This is a genomic window from Proteus hauseri (assembly GCF_004116975.1).
GTDB classification, from domain to species: domain Bacteria; phylum Pseudomonadota; class Gammaproteobacteria; order Enterobacterales; family Enterobacteriaceae; genus Proteus; species Proteus hauseri.
The window spans coordinates 3,340,410-3,356,264 of the sequence record NZ_CP026364.1 but is presented as its reverse complement, the minus strand read 5'-3'; the positions used below and the strand labels follow the sequence as shown (position 1 = coordinate 3,356,264).

Annotated in this window: 12 protein-coding genes; 8 read left to right on the top strand and 4 right to left on the bottom strand. The window is 35.7% G+C overall.

Annotation, left to right across the window (positions count from 1 at the left end; genetic code table 11):
* The first annotated feature begins 293 nt into the window (after positions 1 to 293).
* On the top strand, positions 294 to 1,577 hold the full coding sequence (locus tag PH4a_RS15350; protein ID WP_129040960.1) for a cystathionine gamma-synthase family protein: 1,284 nt from the start codon (positions 294 to 296) through the stop codon (positions 1,575 to 1,577).
* A 72-nt stretch (positions 1,578 to 1,649) separates the two neighbouring features.
* Here PH4a_RS15350 and PH4a_RS15345 read toward each other — a convergent pair whose 3' ends face one another.
* Positions 1,650 to 2,204 (bottom strand): GNAT family N-acetyltransferase, encoded by a 555-nt coding sequence (locus PH4a_RS15345; protein ID WP_129040958.1) that lies wholly within the window; start codon positions 2,202 to 2,204, stop codon positions 1,650 to 1,652.
* A 228-nt stretch (positions 2,205 to 2,432) separates the two neighbouring features.
* Here PH4a_RS15345 and PH4a_RS15340 point away from each other — a divergent pair, with 228 nt between their 5' ends.
* The 3 genes from PH4a_RS15340 (at position 2,433) to nifJ (ending at position 7,707) form a co-directional block, all read left to right on the top strand.
* Positions 2,433 to 3,293, top strand: coding sequence for an AraC family transcriptional regulator (locus PH4a_RS15340; protein ID WP_129040956.1), 861 nt, complete (start codon positions 2,433 to 2,435; stop codon positions 3,291 to 3,293).
* Positions 3,294 to 3,435: 142 nt separating this feature from the next.
* Positions 3,436 to 3,972, top strand: a complete 537-nt coding sequence (locus PH4a_RS15335; protein WP_129040954.1) for a metallophosphoesterase — start codon at positions 3,436 to 3,438, stop codon at positions 3,970 to 3,972.
* A 186-nt stretch (positions 3,973 to 4,158) separates the two neighbouring features.
* A complete protein-coding gene (gene nifJ / locus PH4a_RS15330) occupies positions 4,159 to 7,707 on the top strand; it encodes a pyruvate:ferredoxin (flavodoxin) oxidoreductase (RefSeq protein WP_129040952.1) in 3,549 nt (1,182 codons plus the stop codon).
* A gap of 71 nt (positions 7,708 to 7,778) precedes the next feature.
* Here the strand turns inward: nifJ and ydeE are convergent, their stop codons facing one another.
* Positions 7,779 to 8,966: an efflux MFS transporter YdeE gene (ydeE, locus tag PH4a_RS15325; protein WP_129040950.1), complete on the bottom strand. Its 1,188-nt coding sequence runs from the start codon at positions 8,964 to 8,966 to the stop codon at positions 7,779 to 7,781.
* A gap of 308 nt (positions 8,967 to 9,274) precedes the next feature.
* Here ydeE and accA point away from each other — a divergent pair, with 308 nt between their 5' ends.
* Both accA and PH4a_RS15315 read left to right on the top strand, forming a co-directional pair.
* Positions 9,275 to 10,237, top strand: coding sequence for an acetyl-CoA carboxylase carboxyl transferase subunit alpha (gene accA / locus PH4a_RS15320; RefSeq protein WP_129040948.1), 963 nt, complete (start codon positions 9,275 to 9,277; stop codon positions 10,235 to 10,237).
* Between the two features lie 77 nt (positions 10,238 to 10,314).
* Positions 10,315 to 11,202, top strand: coding sequence for a LysR family transcriptional regulator (locus tag PH4a_RS15315; protein ID WP_129041948.1), 888 nt, complete (start codon positions 10,315 to 10,317; stop codon positions 11,200 to 11,202).
* A 19-nt stretch (positions 11,203 to 11,221) separates the two neighbouring features.
* Here the strand turns inward: PH4a_RS15315 and PH4a_RS15310 are convergent, their stop codons facing one another.
* Positions 11,222 to 12,724 (bottom strand): MFS transporter, encoded by a 1,503-nt coding sequence (locus PH4a_RS15310; RefSeq protein ID WP_129040946.1) that lies wholly within the window; start codon positions 12,722 to 12,724, stop codon positions 11,222 to 11,224.
* 151 nt (positions 12,725 to 12,875) lie between these two features.
* Between PH4a_RS15310 and PH4a_RS15305 the strand changes: the two genes are divergently transcribed.
* Complete coding sequence (locus tag PH4a_RS15305) at positions 12,876 to 13,472, top strand: TetR/AcrR family transcriptional regulator (RefSeq protein ID WP_129040944.1); 597 nt, start codon at positions 12,876 to 12,878, stop codon at positions 13,470 to 13,472.
* 455 nt (positions 13,473 to 13,927) lie between these two features.
* Here PH4a_RS15305 and PH4a_RS15300 read toward each other — a convergent pair whose 3' ends face one another.
* On the bottom strand, positions 13,928 to 14,509 hold the full coding sequence (locus tag PH4a_RS15300) for a TetR/AcrR family transcriptional regulator (protein WP_129040942.1): 582 nt from the start codon (positions 14,507 to 14,509) through the stop codon (positions 13,928 to 13,930).
* A gap of 139 nt (positions 14,510 to 14,648) precedes the next feature.
* Here PH4a_RS15300 and PH4a_RS15295 point away from each other — a divergent pair, with 139 nt between their 5' ends.
* On the top strand, positions 14,649 to 15,854 hold the full coding sequence (locus PH4a_RS15295) for an MFS transporter (protein ID WP_129040940.1): 1,206 nt from the start codon (positions 14,649 to 14,651) through the stop codon (positions 15,852 to 15,854).
* The last annotated feature ends 1 nt before the right edge of the window (position 15,855 follow it).

Sequence of the window (15,855 nt, the reverse complement as noted above, 5' to 3'; positions counted from 1 at the left end):
TCGAAGGTAAATTGATATGTATTAATCTATTTGCCTTTTAAGCTATTTGCTTTAAAACCAACCATAACTCCCGCTGGTGATAAATATTTTTATTAGTGAAAGTTACTGCTTTTGAGATACAGCTAAGTAGCTAAATTTCGATAAAAATAATTTTTACGATATTAAACCTCAATTACGTAAACAGTGATAGCAAGTTTATATAACTGCTAGTTTTTACTCTTTATAAAACAATCTAACAACGTGAATTTTTTTCAGTATGATAGTGCATCCTTTACTAACTAGAAGAAAGAAAAATGGCTAATTCTCAATTAGAAAAACAATATATTGGATCGCATAAATTATCACCAGAAACATTAATGATGAGTTACGGTTATGATCCACTACTATCAGAAGGTTCAGTAAAACCGCCTGTATTTTTAACCTCAACATTTATTTTTAAAAGTGCAGAAGAAGGTAAAGCCTTTTTTGATACGGTGAGTGGAAGAAAACCTTTACCTGAAGGTGAAAAAGCTGGATTAGTTTATTCTCGTTTTAATCAGCCAAATAGTGAGATTGTAGAAGATAGACTCGCTCTTTATGAGAACACAGAATCATGTGTACTGTTTTCATCAGGAATGTCGGCAATAACAACGACATTAATGGCACTAACTCAACCTGGTGATGTCATTTTGCATTCTCAACCGCTTTATGGTGGAACAGAAACATTAATTGCCAAAACACTCGCTAAGTTTGGTATTCAAGCAACACCTTTTACTGATGGTTTAAATATTGACCTTATTCAAGAGCAAGCTAAAAAGGCGAGCCAGAAAGGGCGTGTAGCCGTTATTTTTGCAGAAACACCAGCAAACCCAACCAACTCATTAGTTGATATTACTGCGTTAAAATTAGTTGCAGATAATCTTGAACAAGTTCAAGGCTATCGTCCTCTTATTGTTTGTGATAACACCTTATTAGGACCTGTGTATCAACGTCCTATTGAACAAGGCGCGGATATCTCTGTTTACTCGTTAACAAAGTATGTCGGTGGACACTCAGATTTAGTCGCAGGTGCGGCAATGGGATCTCGCCAACTAATTAATCAAATTCGCCTATTAAGAGGTGCCATTGGTACTCAACTCGACCCACATTCATGCTGGATGCTAGGTCGCTCTTTAGAAACTTTGCAAATACGCATGGAAAAGGCAAATCAAAATGCTTTATTAGTTGCACAATTTCTTCGTGACCACAAAAAAGTAGCGGCCATTCACTATTTACCTTTCGCTGATAAAGCTTCAGCTGAAGCAAAAGTATTTGCTAAACAGTGTACTGGTGCTGGATCAACATTTTCATTTGATATTCAAGGTGGAGAAACTGAAGCTTTCCGTTTCCTTAATGCAATGAAAATTTTTAAACTTGCAGTTAGTCTTGGAGGGACAGAATCATTGGCGTGCCACCCTGGTTCAACAACACATTCAGGTGTACCTATCGAGTTGCGCCATAATATTGGTATTCAAGAGACGACAATTCGTTTATCAATTGGTATTGAAAATCCTCAAGATTTAATTGCAGACTTAGCTCAAGCTTTAGATGTTGCTTAATTTTCAGCCTATTATAGGCGAATAAAAAACACCAGAACACTAAGTTTTCTGGTGTTTTTTTCTTTACTGCTGTTATAAGTGTTTTTGTATTTCTATCCATTCATCTCGAGTAAGACAACTGATATTCTCTGTTTTAACTTCATTTAAAAATTCAACATATTGCTTTTCAATTATATGACGATGTTTAAACCCGCATTTTTCTTGGACTTTTTTAGATTTTTCATTATCTGCAAAATAGCCACACCATAAGTTATCTAATTCTAAATTTTCAAAGGCATAGTGATTTATTTCTTTCACCGCTTCAGGTATTAAACCTTTTCCCCAATAAGGTACGCCAATCCAATAAGAAACTTCAGCATCGTTATCACCAATAGAAAAATTACTATCTTTTGCAAACGATAAACCAATTAAACCTATTGCAAGATCATCATCTTTTAGTGTCACTGCATAAACTTCATCGCGCATAAAAATAGTGCGAATTATTTCGGTACTTTCTTCAACATTTTTATGGGCTGGCCATCCAGCAATAGGGCCTATACGTTCATCTTTTGCATATTCATATAAGCTTTCTGCATCTGATTCTTGCCACGGACGTAATACTAATCTTTTTGTTTTTAATACTTTCATTTTAATAACTTACCAAATTATAAAATAAACAGTTTATTGTTTATTTTGCTGATTTAAGATAAGGGCTATTCTAAATAGTAGTAATAAAAATTTGAATGGTAAAAAGCAGACTATTTTGGTACTTTTGACAACTAAATGAGATATTAATTTTATTCGTCAAAAATACCAACTCATTATTTATGAATAAACCTAATACTGATAATCATTTTATTTTAAATAAGTACATTTATGTTAAGCCAAACGTTATTAAAACTAAATGCAGCAGCATCATCAAATAAATCACCACATCTTATTGTGGGTGAAAGTAATATGCTTAATGAAATAGGCTATCCACTACCATTATCTTATATTGTGTTAATGGTGTGTTTAGAAGGGCAAGGTATCATTAATATAGGTTTTCAACACTACGCGATTAAGCCTAATGATATTTTGATATTAGGCGATGACACAATAAGTATTCTGTTAAAACGAACAGCTAAATTTCGTCTTTTTTACTGTTTTATTGATAAATCTTTTGCCTCAGAAATTGCTTATTCACTTTCTAGTACTTTGTTTGCATTTCTCCATGAACATCCTATCTGCACCCCTAAAGCAGAACAAGTTGAAGCGTTAAAATATTGGATAGCACAAACAAAATATATACAAAAGAATTATCCTGAACACCAGAAATTAATGCTACGAAATCACTTACAAAATCTCTTTTTTGCGATAACTGAATCTATTCCGACTCATTTTTCTATTGCTAAAAAAGAGTATTCCCGCAAAGAACGTCTTTGTTGGCAATTTTGGGAATTGATTGGAACATATTGCCACCAGCATCGCGATGTGGCTTTTTATGCAGATTATCTTAGTATTACTCCGTTTTATCTTTCGCAGATAACAAAACAGTTTTTTAATGATACGCCTAAGATATTGATTAATCGTCAAGTTATTCTTGAAATAAAGGCTCTGTTAACTCATACTGCGTTATCAGTAAATGAGATCTCATTAAAACTTAGTTTTGATGATCCCTCTTATTTATGTCGATATTTTAAACGAGAAACAGGTAACTCTTTATCAGGTTATCGTCGGCAATATCAAAGACAATAATGTACTAGGTTGTCTTTATTGTTTTCTTTTTATCACTTTAAATTTAACTAATAGGAGGGAAAATTTTGAGAAAATACCACCATACAGACCGAGGAAAATATATTTTTTGAGGTTAATTTTTAATTTTTATTAAGAAATTACTATGATTTATTTTACTTCCGACACCCATTTTTGCCACTCTAATATTCTCAACCTTTGTCATCGTCCTTTTAATAGCATCAGTCATATGAACGACTCATTAATCCATAATTGGAATGCTTATGTAACGGATCACGATGAGATTTATATTCTTGGAGACTTTCTTTATCGTGGAACAGGTAAAGATGCTAACCGTATTTTGCATAGGTTAAATGGTAAAAAATATCTTATTCGAGGAAACCACGATAAATTTCTTGAAGACCCTGATTTTGATGCCTCAGCATTTAAGTGGGTTAAAGATTACTATGAGCTTGATTATCAAAAACGTAAAATAGTCATGTTTCATTATCCAATTTTAGAATGGCCAGGTTTCTTTCGTGATGCAATTCATTTATATGGTCATGTTCATAATTCAGGCAAAGATCCATCTCAGCGTAAACGTTTAGAAATATTAGGACAAAATGCAATTAACGTTGGTGTTGATGTGAATGATTTTTTCCCGATAAGTATTAATACAGTACTAAAGCGTGTATCTAAATAAAAATATATTCAAATGAATATTTAATACTTTGTTAAGTAACATTAAATTATCTAGTCGATGACGTTGACCGAAGTCATCAAATAGTGAATAAGTAATAGGTGTACCACAAATATGATAAATCCTTGTTGTTGATTTCTGCTAATTTCAGAACCATAAGAAAAAAGATCAACGACAAAGGTAATTATTGTGAGTAATAAATTACACCCTAATATCACAACAGATGCGAATCAAGCAGTGGCTTCTATTGCTTATCGTTTAAATGAAGTTATTGCTATTTATCCAATCACCCCAAGTTCAACAATGGCGGAATATGCAGATCGCTGGGCGGTTAATAATCAACCAAATATTTGGGGTGATATTCCGCGCTTAATGGAAATGCAATCTGAAGGTGGGGCGATAGCGACAGTTCATGGCGCATTACAAACGGGTGCATTAGCTACCACATTTACCTCTTCTCAGGGATTATTATTGATGATCCCATCACTTTACAAAATAGCAGGGGAACTAACACCATTTGTACTGCATGTTGCTGCTCGTACTGTTGCGACGCATGCACTATCTATTTTTGGTGATCATTCTGATGTTATGGCAATCAGGCAAACAGGTTGTGCATTACTTTGTGCTAATAGTGTGCAAGAAGCGCAAGACTTTGCAGTTATTGCACAAATAGCCACCTTAAATAGCCGAATTCCTTTTGTTCACTTTTTTGATGGATTTCGCACTTCTCATGAAATGAATAAAATTATTTCTGTCACTGATAATGAATTAAAACAACTAATTCCATATCAAGCAATAAGCGCCCATCGCAAACGAGCATTATCACCAGAAGCGCCTGTGATCAGAGGAACTTCTGCAAATCCAGATACTTATTTCCAAGCCAGAGAAGCTTCAAACCCTTGGTACGATCAAGGTTACCATCACGTTGAAGAAGCAATGGCTTTATTTGCTGAAGTAACAGGGCGCTCTTATCAACCCTTTGAATATTATGGTGATCTTAAAGCTACTCGCATTATTGTATTAATGGGATCGGCCGCTGGGCCTTGTAAAGAAGTGATTGATATGCTCAATACACGAGGTGAAAAGCTTGGTCTGCTTTGTGTTCATCTTTATCGTCCTTTTTCAGCTCAGCATTTTATTGATGCTATTCCTACTACTGTTGAATCTATTGCTGTGCTAGATAGAACCAAAGAACCGGGTGCTCAGGCAGAGCCTCTTTATCTTGATGTAATAACCTCATTAACAGAGGCTTATCAGCAAGGTGAGCGAGAAACTTTACCGCTAACTATTTCTGGTCGTTATGGATTATCGTCAAAAGAATTTGATCCTGATTGCGTTATGGCGGTATTTAAAGAACTACAACAAATAAAACCTAAACGTCGTTTTACTGTAGGAATTTATGATGATGTAACAGGTTTATCCCTTATGCCTGTAGAGGCTAATTTGCCTAATCGTCATCAACTTAGTGCTCTATTTTATGGTTTAGGTAGCGATGGTTCTGTTTCTGCTACTAAGAATAATATTAATATTATTGGTAATAATACATCTCTTTATGCTCAAGGATATTTTGTTTATGACTCGAAAAAAGCAGGCGGATTAACTGTTTCTCATTTAAGAGTTAGCCAACAGCCGATTCATTCAACTTATTTAATTAAACAAGCTGATTTTATTGGATGCCATCAATGGCAATTTATCGATAAATATCAAGTAGTAGAAAAATTAAAAGTAGGGGGGATATTACTGCTAAACACCCCTTATTCAGCAGAGTTGATTTGGGCTAAGTTACCGCAAGAAGTGCAAGCACTACTAATAGAAAAGCAAGCTCGTTTATATACGATAAATGCTTACAAAATTGCGCGAGAATGCCAATTAGGTGCACGTATTAATACCGTAATGCAAACTGCATTTTTCCATTTAACTGCACTTTTCCCTAAAGACGATATTAACCAATATTTAACTAAGACAATTACTCAAAGTTATCAAAATAAAGGTGAAACGCTAGTTAATGCAAACTTAGCCGCGGTTGCACAGACATTATCTGCATTACAGGCTGTACCTTTAGGGGCTATTTTATCTGAAAGCCCGTATAAATCGCCAATTGTCGCTGATAATGCACCTAATTTCGTCAAAAGCGTCACTGCAATGATGATAGCTGGATTAGGTGATAATTTACCTGTTTCTGCATTTCCGCCTGACGGCACATGGCCAACAGGAACAACACAATGGGAAAAACGCAATATTGCTGAATTTATTCCGGTGTGGAAACCCTCACTCTGCACACAGTGTAATTATTGCGTTGCAGCATGCCCCCATGCAGCTATTCGTGCGAAAGTAGCCAAACCAGAACAACTGGAAATGCGGCCTGCCACATTAGAAAAGCTCCCCGTAAAATCGCGTGAAATGCGAGGATTAGAGTATGTTTTACAGGTTGCTCCTGAAGATTGCACAGGTTGCAACTTATGCTATGAAGTTTGCCCTGCTAAAGACAGGCAGGATCCGTCAATCAGAGCTATTAATATGATTGAAAAGCTGAATGTATTAGAGGCTGAAAAACAAAACTTTGCTTTCTTTGAACAGTTACCTGATTTGCATCCTTCTGAATTAGAAAAAATTGATATAAGAACCTCACAACTTATCACGCCACTATTTGAATATTCTGGTGCATGCTCTGGCTGCGGAGAAACCGCTTATATCAAACTATTAACTCAACTCTATGGTGACCAATTATTAATTGCTAATGCAACAGGGTGCTCGTCTATTTATGGCGGTAATTTACCTACTACGCCATATACCACAAATAGTGAAGGCAGAGGGCCAGCTTGGGCTAATTCATTATTTGAAGATAATGCCGAGTTTGGGCTTGGTTTTAGATTGACTCTGACTCAACATCAAAAACGTGTTGAGCGGCTATTAAATAGATTTGCAACAGAAATACCTGAAGCGCTTTATCAAACACTGACGAATACCACCAGCAGTAATCAAGATAAACGCCATGCTGTAAATGAGTTATCACTATTATTAGGTAAAAGCAGTGATCCTCAAGCCAGAGAATTACTAACAGATGCTCATTACTTAATGAAAAAATCAGTGTGGATGGTCGGCGGAGATGGCTGGGCTTACGATATTGGTTTCGGCGGTTTAGATCATGTACTTAGCAGCGGCGAAAATATCAATGTACTGGTATTAGATACACAATGCTACTCAAATACAGGAGGGCAACAATCGAAAGCTACTCCAATGGGGGCGATAACTAAATTTGGTGAAGATGGAAAGAATAAAGCTCGCAAAGATTTAGGTATTACGATGATGATGTATGGCAATATTTATGTTGCACAAATAGCCATTGGTGCTCAAATGAATCAAACAATTAAAGCGATTCAAGAAGCGGAGGCATATCCAGGGCCTTCATTAATTATTGCTTATAGCCCTTGCGAAGAGCATGGTTATGATTTGGCATTTAGTTATGAGCAAATGAAACAGCTTACTGCTTCTGGTTTCTGGCCACTATATCGCTTTGACCCACGTCGAGAACAAGAGGGGAAAACACCGCTAATATTAGATTCTCGCGCACCCAATCAAACTATTTCTGCGGTGCTAAATCAAGAGCAACGTTTTAGCCGTTTATTTAAAATCTATCCTGATAAAGCAACGACACTTATTTCTCAAACTCAAAAAAATATTGAAAAGAAATATGCTTTATTAAATTTACTGGCTGAAAAAACAGCACAGGTAGAATAAGTACAAATCCTATTTATCCTAATAATAAAAGACACCCAATAGGGTGTCTTTTATGTTGCCTCTATTTTGCCTTACAAAACAATTGCCGTTCTTTTGCTTGCATTCATTCCTTGTATCATACAAAACCAAGCTAATGCAGCAACCCCCATTAAAATAGCAAATAAAGATGTCGGCGGTAGTGAGGTTAAAATATATCCACTCGCTAATGGGTTAAGTGCAGCACCTAACCAACCTAATGATTGAGCAGAAAAATAACTTGCTTTCATTCCTAAAGGCGCAATGTTATCAATCATCATATATTCGCCAGGTGCGTAAATTAATTCGCCAAAAGTGAACACTGCAATAGCGAGCGCCCAAAAAAACAAATTATCACCCGCCAACATAAAGCCACCCAGTCCTAACATAAAAAAGAGGGTACCTAATGTCATTAATTTACGTAGCCTATCTGCGGTAACGTGTTTACCAACAATATATTGTAGAGAAACCACAATGGCCGCATTAACGGGTAACACGACAGCAATAACGGTTTCTGCTAATTTTGCATCGTAAACCACTAAGATATATTGTGAAATACAAGATGCAAAAGATCCAAAAGTTAATGTGCCAAAAAAAGTAGAGAGCACAAACCAACTTAATGCTCTATCTTTTAACATTATTTTTGGATCCCATTTAACGCTATTTTCTTCCCCACTATTGGTGGCTTTAGAGCGCTGAACAAAAAGTTGAATCACAAAAAGAGGAACAGTGGCTGAAATTGCCGCTAACCAAAAAGGAAGTTGAGTACCATACATTAATAACAGGGTACCGATAGGTGGTCCTACCGTCCATCCCATATTAATAAAGGTATAATTTAATGAAAATATTTTTGGTTTAGCAGAAATCGAAAGTGTTTCAGCAAAATAAGCTTTTAACACGGTTGAAAAAACCAAATAAGAGCAGTTAATTACAGAAAAGAATATAACTACCAAAACGGTGCTATTAACCATCGGAATAGCAGCAAATCCGATAATAAAAATAGCGATAGCAATTAGCATGTAAAGTTTTTTTTCAAACTTATCCGCTAACATACCGAAACCAAGACTAAAAAAGATCCCTGTTGTCAATGCTATTGACATAGCAATACCAATATCATCAACTGCCATTTGGTATTGCCGCGATAAGTAAATTGCCATAAACGGCAATGTTGCACCTCTTCCTATAGTGAGAAGAAGTGATGAAAACAGCAATGCAGTTGTGGAGAGTGTTTTTTTCGAGAGCATATTATCTTTATTTTAATTATTTGAATTGTTTAATTATATTTAATATTTTTGTGCTTTTTAAACGACTGAAAAATAGTCATATCTAACTGTGTATTAATACATGAGTTATTGATGACTGTATAGTTTAAAAAATATGAAAAAGCTCTTTTTGGCATCGTATTTTTTGCAGTTTTTCTTACCAAGAATTTATTATCCCATTTTTGATAACAGTGTTTATCAGATTTAAAACTATCCTCTATTAACCATTTTTTTTAGACTGAGACGATTATTTATTGTTTGTTATTGCTATATAAAGCATGAGGTTTGTTATGTCTTATATTCATCTTGGATTTGAAAAGCCAATTGTAGAACTAGACGAAAAGATTGATGCGTTACTTACATTTAAACAGTCTCAAGACGAACCTACAGGGATTAATTTAGATGAAGAGATTTCTCGTTTACGACAAAAAAGCCTCTCATTAACACGTTCTATTTTTGCTGATTTAGGCGCTTGGGAAATTGTGCAATTAGCTCGCCATCCGATGCGACCTTATACATTAGATTATATCAACGCTATTTTTACTGATTTTCAGGAACTAGCGGGTGACAGAGCTTATGCCGATGATAAAGCTATTGTTGCTGGATTAGCGCGTTTGGATAACATGCCCGTTATGATTATTAGTCAACAAAAAGGCCGCGATACCAAAGAAAAAGTTCGCCGCAATTTTGGTATGCCATCACCCGAAGGGTATCGTAAATCACTGCGCCTAATGAAGATGGCGGAACGTTTTCATTTACCTGTTATTATTTTTATTGATTCGGCGGGTGCTTATCCTGGTGTTGGTGCTGAAGAACGAGGACAAGCAGAAGCTATTGCACGAAATATCTTAGAAATGTCACGCTTAAAAACGCCTGTTATTTGTACTATTACCGGAGAAGGCTGTTCTGGTGGCGCATTAGCTATTGGTGTTGGTGATCGTGTTAATATGTTGCAATACAGCACTTACGCTGCAATATCGCCAGAAGGTTGCGCCTCTATTTTATGGAAAAATTCTGATAAAGCCCCATTAGCGGCAGAGGCGATGGGAATGACAGCACCTAAATTACTATCATTAGGAATTATTGACGCTATAATTCCTGAACCTTTAGGGGGCGCACATCGTGAATATCAACAAGCCGCAGAGTTTCTCAAGCAACAACTTCTTATTGATTTGGCTCAGTTAAAATCATTATCAATTGATGAATTGCTAGAGGATCGTTATCAAAAATTAATGTCCTACGGTTACTGTTAATTCTTTACGGTTAAATAAAAATGGATGTTACACTGCCTATATCAAACAACAAAAATATGATAGGCAGTGATAACGTTATGCAGATTGACCTTAATTTATTACGTATATTCTTAGCTGTTGCAGAACAAGGGCAATTTGTGGGCGCAGCACGCCAACTATCAATTCCTACCTCTAATATTAGTCGTGCAATAAAACAACTTGAACAGCAACTTAGTTGCAAATTAATCGATAGAACGACTCGACAAATGCGGTTAACAGAGCAAGGAAAAACGCTCTATCAACAAGGAAAAAAAACACTCACCGAACTTGATAGTACGGTCTGCCAAATTACTAGTCATGGCCCATTAACAGGAACTTTTCGTCTAACTATTCCTAGCGAATATGGCAGCGAACTACTTGCTGATATTTTAGCGAATTTTGCTGCACTTCATCCTAAGCTTATTATTCAATGTGATACTCAGCTGATGCCTCGTAATGTTATTAACGATGATATCGACTTACTATTAACTTTTCATCGCGGTAATTTATCTGATAGCAGCTATCATTCTCGTGTAATAAAAACATGGCGTAGTGTTGTTGTGGCATCAGATAAATTATTAACTAAAACAGGAACACCAACAGAAATAGAGCAACTGAGTCAATTACCTTGTATTTCAAGTTTAAGTGCACTTGAAGGACAACCTTGGATATTTATTGATAAAAATAAACAGCCAATAAAAATAAATATTAACAGTCGTTATCGCGTCAATAGCGCTATTTTAGCTAAATCGGGTGTATTACAAGGATTAGGTTTTGCAATATTAGCTGAACATTGTTGTATTGATGCAATAAAAGCAGGAAAATTGCGGGCAATTAATTTTCCTCAACAACCCGCCTCGATAGATCTATTGGCCATTTATGCTAGTCGTAGTTCACTTTCACGTAATATTGAAGCATTTCTTGATTATTTATCTGAACATTTATAATTATAACCTCTAGATTTAATTATTCAGTAATTTGCTGATGAACTGTTTTATTACTTACCTTTGATGGGTAAAGCACCACTAATAAGGTAAGAAAACAAGAAATACCCGCAGTTGCAATTGCATAAGCAAAGCCAGAATTAAAGGCTTCAGGTAATAGCGTTAATAAAGAAGCATCTAAACCATCACCAATATTTTCAGTGATCAAACCAACAATTTCAATATAACTTACTGATATTCCTAATAGCTGACTTTGAGTAACCATATAATTGATAGCTTGTTGCACCATTAATGTACCTAATAGCGCAATTCCCATTGTCATACCGGTTTGTCTTAATGCATTCATTGTTGCTGATGCCATTCCCGAGCGAGAAGGTTCAACACTCTTCATAACTAAAGCACCAATAGCAGGGGTAGATAGTCCCATTCCAGCGCCAAGAATAAATAAATAACTTCCTGTTATTCCATAATGACTATCTGTATGCAATGTGGCTAATAAACAGGATGAAACAGCAATAAATAAGAAGCCACAAACCATCAATTTTCTAACAGAAAAATAAGCAGAAAAACGGCCAAAAGACATAGAGAACAGTGCCATTGCAATAAACTCAGGCGCCATTCTCCAGCCAGTTTCTAATGCGCTCCATCCTTGTGCTTTTTGCAAAAAGAAAGCAATAAAAAACACATTACTATAAGTGGCAAACCCTAATGTAAAAGAAGAAAAATTATATTGAAAGAAAGCGCGATCTTTAAATAAACCTAATGGCAATAGTGGCCTAGCAACACATTTTTCTATTACCACAAAAAGAACAAGAAAAATAACACCAGAAAACAATGTTGATAACGTTTTTATATGTATCCAACCCACAGAACCCGCTTCAATTAGGCCGTAAGTTAGTAAACCTAATCCTAACATACTGGTTATTTGTCCAAATGGGTCAAGAGCAACATTATCCGGATCTGCACTTTCTTTTAATCCATACCACCCAAGCAATACAGTAATAATACCAATGGGAATATTAATAAGAAATATGCTCGGCCAACCACTAGTATGAACTAAAACACCACCTAAAATGGGGCCAATAATTAATGATAACGCACTAACTGACGACCAAATGCCAATAATACGAATACGCTCAATATCAATAGGAAAAGCATGAGTAATTAATGATAGGGCGCCCGGAATAAGCGCAGCGGCAGCCACGCCTTGAATAATACGTCCTAAAATTAATACAGTATGCTGTTGTGCAAAGGCGCAAATAAGCGAACCTAATGTAAAAATAATAACGCCCCATAGCCATATTCTCTTTCGACCAAATCGGTCGCTTAATGGGCCAGAAGAGAGAATACAAGCAGATAAACAAAGAGCATAAGCATCTACAATCCATTGTAAGGTTGACATATCAGCATGAATATCATTTTGAATTGTAGGTAATGCAACATTCACAATACTGATATCCAGCGTTGCCATAAAAGTCCCTAAACAAATAGCGCTAATTAGCGACAATCGCTTTAAATAATTCATAAATTTACTGCCTAGGTTGCTAAATAATATCTTTATCATAATACTCGACCGACCGTCGGTCAATAGTTATTGATAATGAGTTTCATTTATCACCATTGAGACTAAACTCAATATAGAGTAACCTTTGCAGGCGACTTGAAGGGGATAAGCAATGTCATTAAAAGAGCAACTAACAGATAAACCAAGAACTAAGCCAGCGGAAATTCGCTTAGAAGAATTAATGAATGCAGCAGAAGCTCTTTTTCTTGAAAAAGGATTTGATGCAACAACGGTTAGCGATATCGTAAAAAAAGCAGGTGTTGCTAAAGGGACTTATTATCACTATTTTGCCGCTAAAACCGATGTTCTAGAGGCGTTAAGAGCCCGTTATATGGATTGGTATCTTGATAAAGTCGCTGATGCAATAGCAAAATGTGAACCTCATGATTATCATTCTAAATTAAAACAGTGGTGTGAAAATAGCGTTATTGCTTATGTAGAAAAGCGTGAACTACACGATATGTTATTTCACCAAGCGTTTCATCAAAGCGGCAATATTCATGAAAATAGGGCGATGCAACAATTGCAGGCTATTTTAGTTGATGGAACAAAAAATAAAATATGGCAAGTACTGCAACTCGAATTAACCAGTACACTGATTTATCATGGCATGCACGCGGCGGTTGATAATTTAGAAGCAAGCACTGAATATACACCCGACACATTAGGTGAAATGCTTTATCAGCAATTTACTCAGTTATTAAATTAATTAGTGCATGCCTAAATTATCAGGGTAATTACAATAAGTTTTTATTTAAAATTACCCTGATATAATTAGTGTCTTTGTTGCTGTTTAAAATAAGAAAAACCAATGCCTATCAATGCAAACAGAATACATAGTATTGCGCCAATAAGTGTAATAAATAGGCTATAACCATCAACAAAATAACCACCTAAATAGGCACCTACTGCTATTGCTAGATTAAAAATAGCAATATAAGCAGAAATGGATCACACCGTTAATTTACCATCAATTTGTGCAGTTTATCCTTCAAAGCGTCATTTATCGCCTAAAGTACGATACTTCCTTGATTTTATTGAGGAGCAATGGCAGAGGGACGTGATATGGCGCATTACTCAGTATTAGGGAAATATAAAACAAATAATAACAAGGAGCTGTAAAACACCTTGTTATTTAGCATTGAGGTTTATTTAATATTAAAGTTAAGCACGTAAACTATTTAGCAGTATATCGAGTGTTAATTGTGCTTTTCTTAATTGCTCATCACCGTCATGACTATTTGCTATCCACAGTGCCGCTGCTTCTAAACTACCATAAATAAATAACGCTAAGGTTTCAGGATCAACATCTTTTAGAGTTTTATTATCTATAAGTTGTTTGATCATTGCACTCATCGAGATAATACAACTTTGAGATGGCTCTGATACTTTATCACTTAAAATTGCCCGAGCATCTCGCATAATAATACGCTGAATTTCGGGTTCAAGTGCCATTGCTAAATAAGTATGACAACGCTGTGAAAACGCAAGCCAAAGATCAGTCGTATTATCTGATATTGCTTGTAAACGCGCATCCATCTCAGCATCAATTTGTGCAACAACAGCGGATAATAAACCTTTTTTATCACCAAAGTGATGATATAACGCTCCACGGGTTAAACCCGCTTGAGCAGTTAAATCATCCATAGATGCATCAGTATAACCTTGATAACAAAAAACTTTTCTTGCTGTCTCTAACAATAACAATCTCGTTTCTTCCATTTCAGCGCGAGTACGTCTTGCCATTTTTCCTCCAATAATATCTTACATACGAACTGCTTGTATATTTACATTCATTTCGTATGTATATATGATTTATACATACGCAGTGTATGTATTATCTTAATCTGTTGTCTAAATGGCAAGGATAAAAATGAGGAAGTGTATGATAAAGACTTATAAAAAGCTGTTTAGTCATCAGGGAACAGTTTTATTTACCCTAGCGGGATTAGTTGCACGTTTGCCATTACCAATGATGGGTATTGGTATCATTATGATGATTTCACAAACTCAAGAAAGTTATGCTTTAGCAGGGGCGATTTCTGCCTGTTTTGTTTTCACTTACGCCATATTATCACCACAAATTTCTCGATTAGTGGATAGTTATGGGCAGGGTAATGTTTTACCTATTTTCTCATTAATCAGTGTGTTAGGTACGGGGCTAATGCTATTTATCTCTTGGTTACAGTGGCATATAAGCCTATTTTTTGTTGCTGCAGTATTAATGGGTTTTATGCCCTGTATTTCAGCGATGATAAGAGCAAGATGGACAGCAATTTATAAAAAGAATATTCAATTACAAACCGCTTATTCATTAGAAACAGTATTAGATGAAGTTACCTTTATTATAGGGCCGCCTATCGCGGTCGCCCTAAGTGTGGCATTTTTTCCTCAAGCAGGAATATTGATTGCAACAATTCTGCTTTCTATTGGTGTGTTTTTGTTGTCGATACAAAGAAAGAGCGAGCCCACAGTTGAAAAGAACATGGATATCATATCATCAGAGAAAAACAAATCAGTTATCCATTATCCTTTAGTAAAAATCCTAGCATTAATTATGGTATTTATGGGCATTATTGTCGGCACTATCGATATATTTAGTGTTGCTTTTGCTGATTTACAAGGGAACCCCGCAACAGCAAGTATAGTACTCTCAGCTTATGCTGTAAGCTCTTGTATTTCAGGGCTTGTTTTTGGTGCAGTAAAATTATCAAGCTCTTTACCTCGTTTATTATTCGTCGGCGGTATCGCCACTTTTATTACTACATTACCTTTAGCCATTATTGCTTCTGTATATAGCTTAAGTGGAGTGGTATTTATTTCTGGAATATTCTTTGCACCTATGATAATTGTGACAATGTCACTTATTGAAAAAGCGGTACCTGAAAAACAGTTAACAGAAGGGATGACATGGTTATTAGCGGGGTTAAATATTGGTGTTGCTATAGGTGCAGCATTAACTGGACAAGTTGTTGATTATTTTGGAACTAACTCTGGTTCATGGGTTGCAATCAGTGCCAGTATGCTAGTAATGTTGACCGCATTTATAGGTTATAGAAGAGCCAATTCAGTTAAAAATATATCTACTTGAT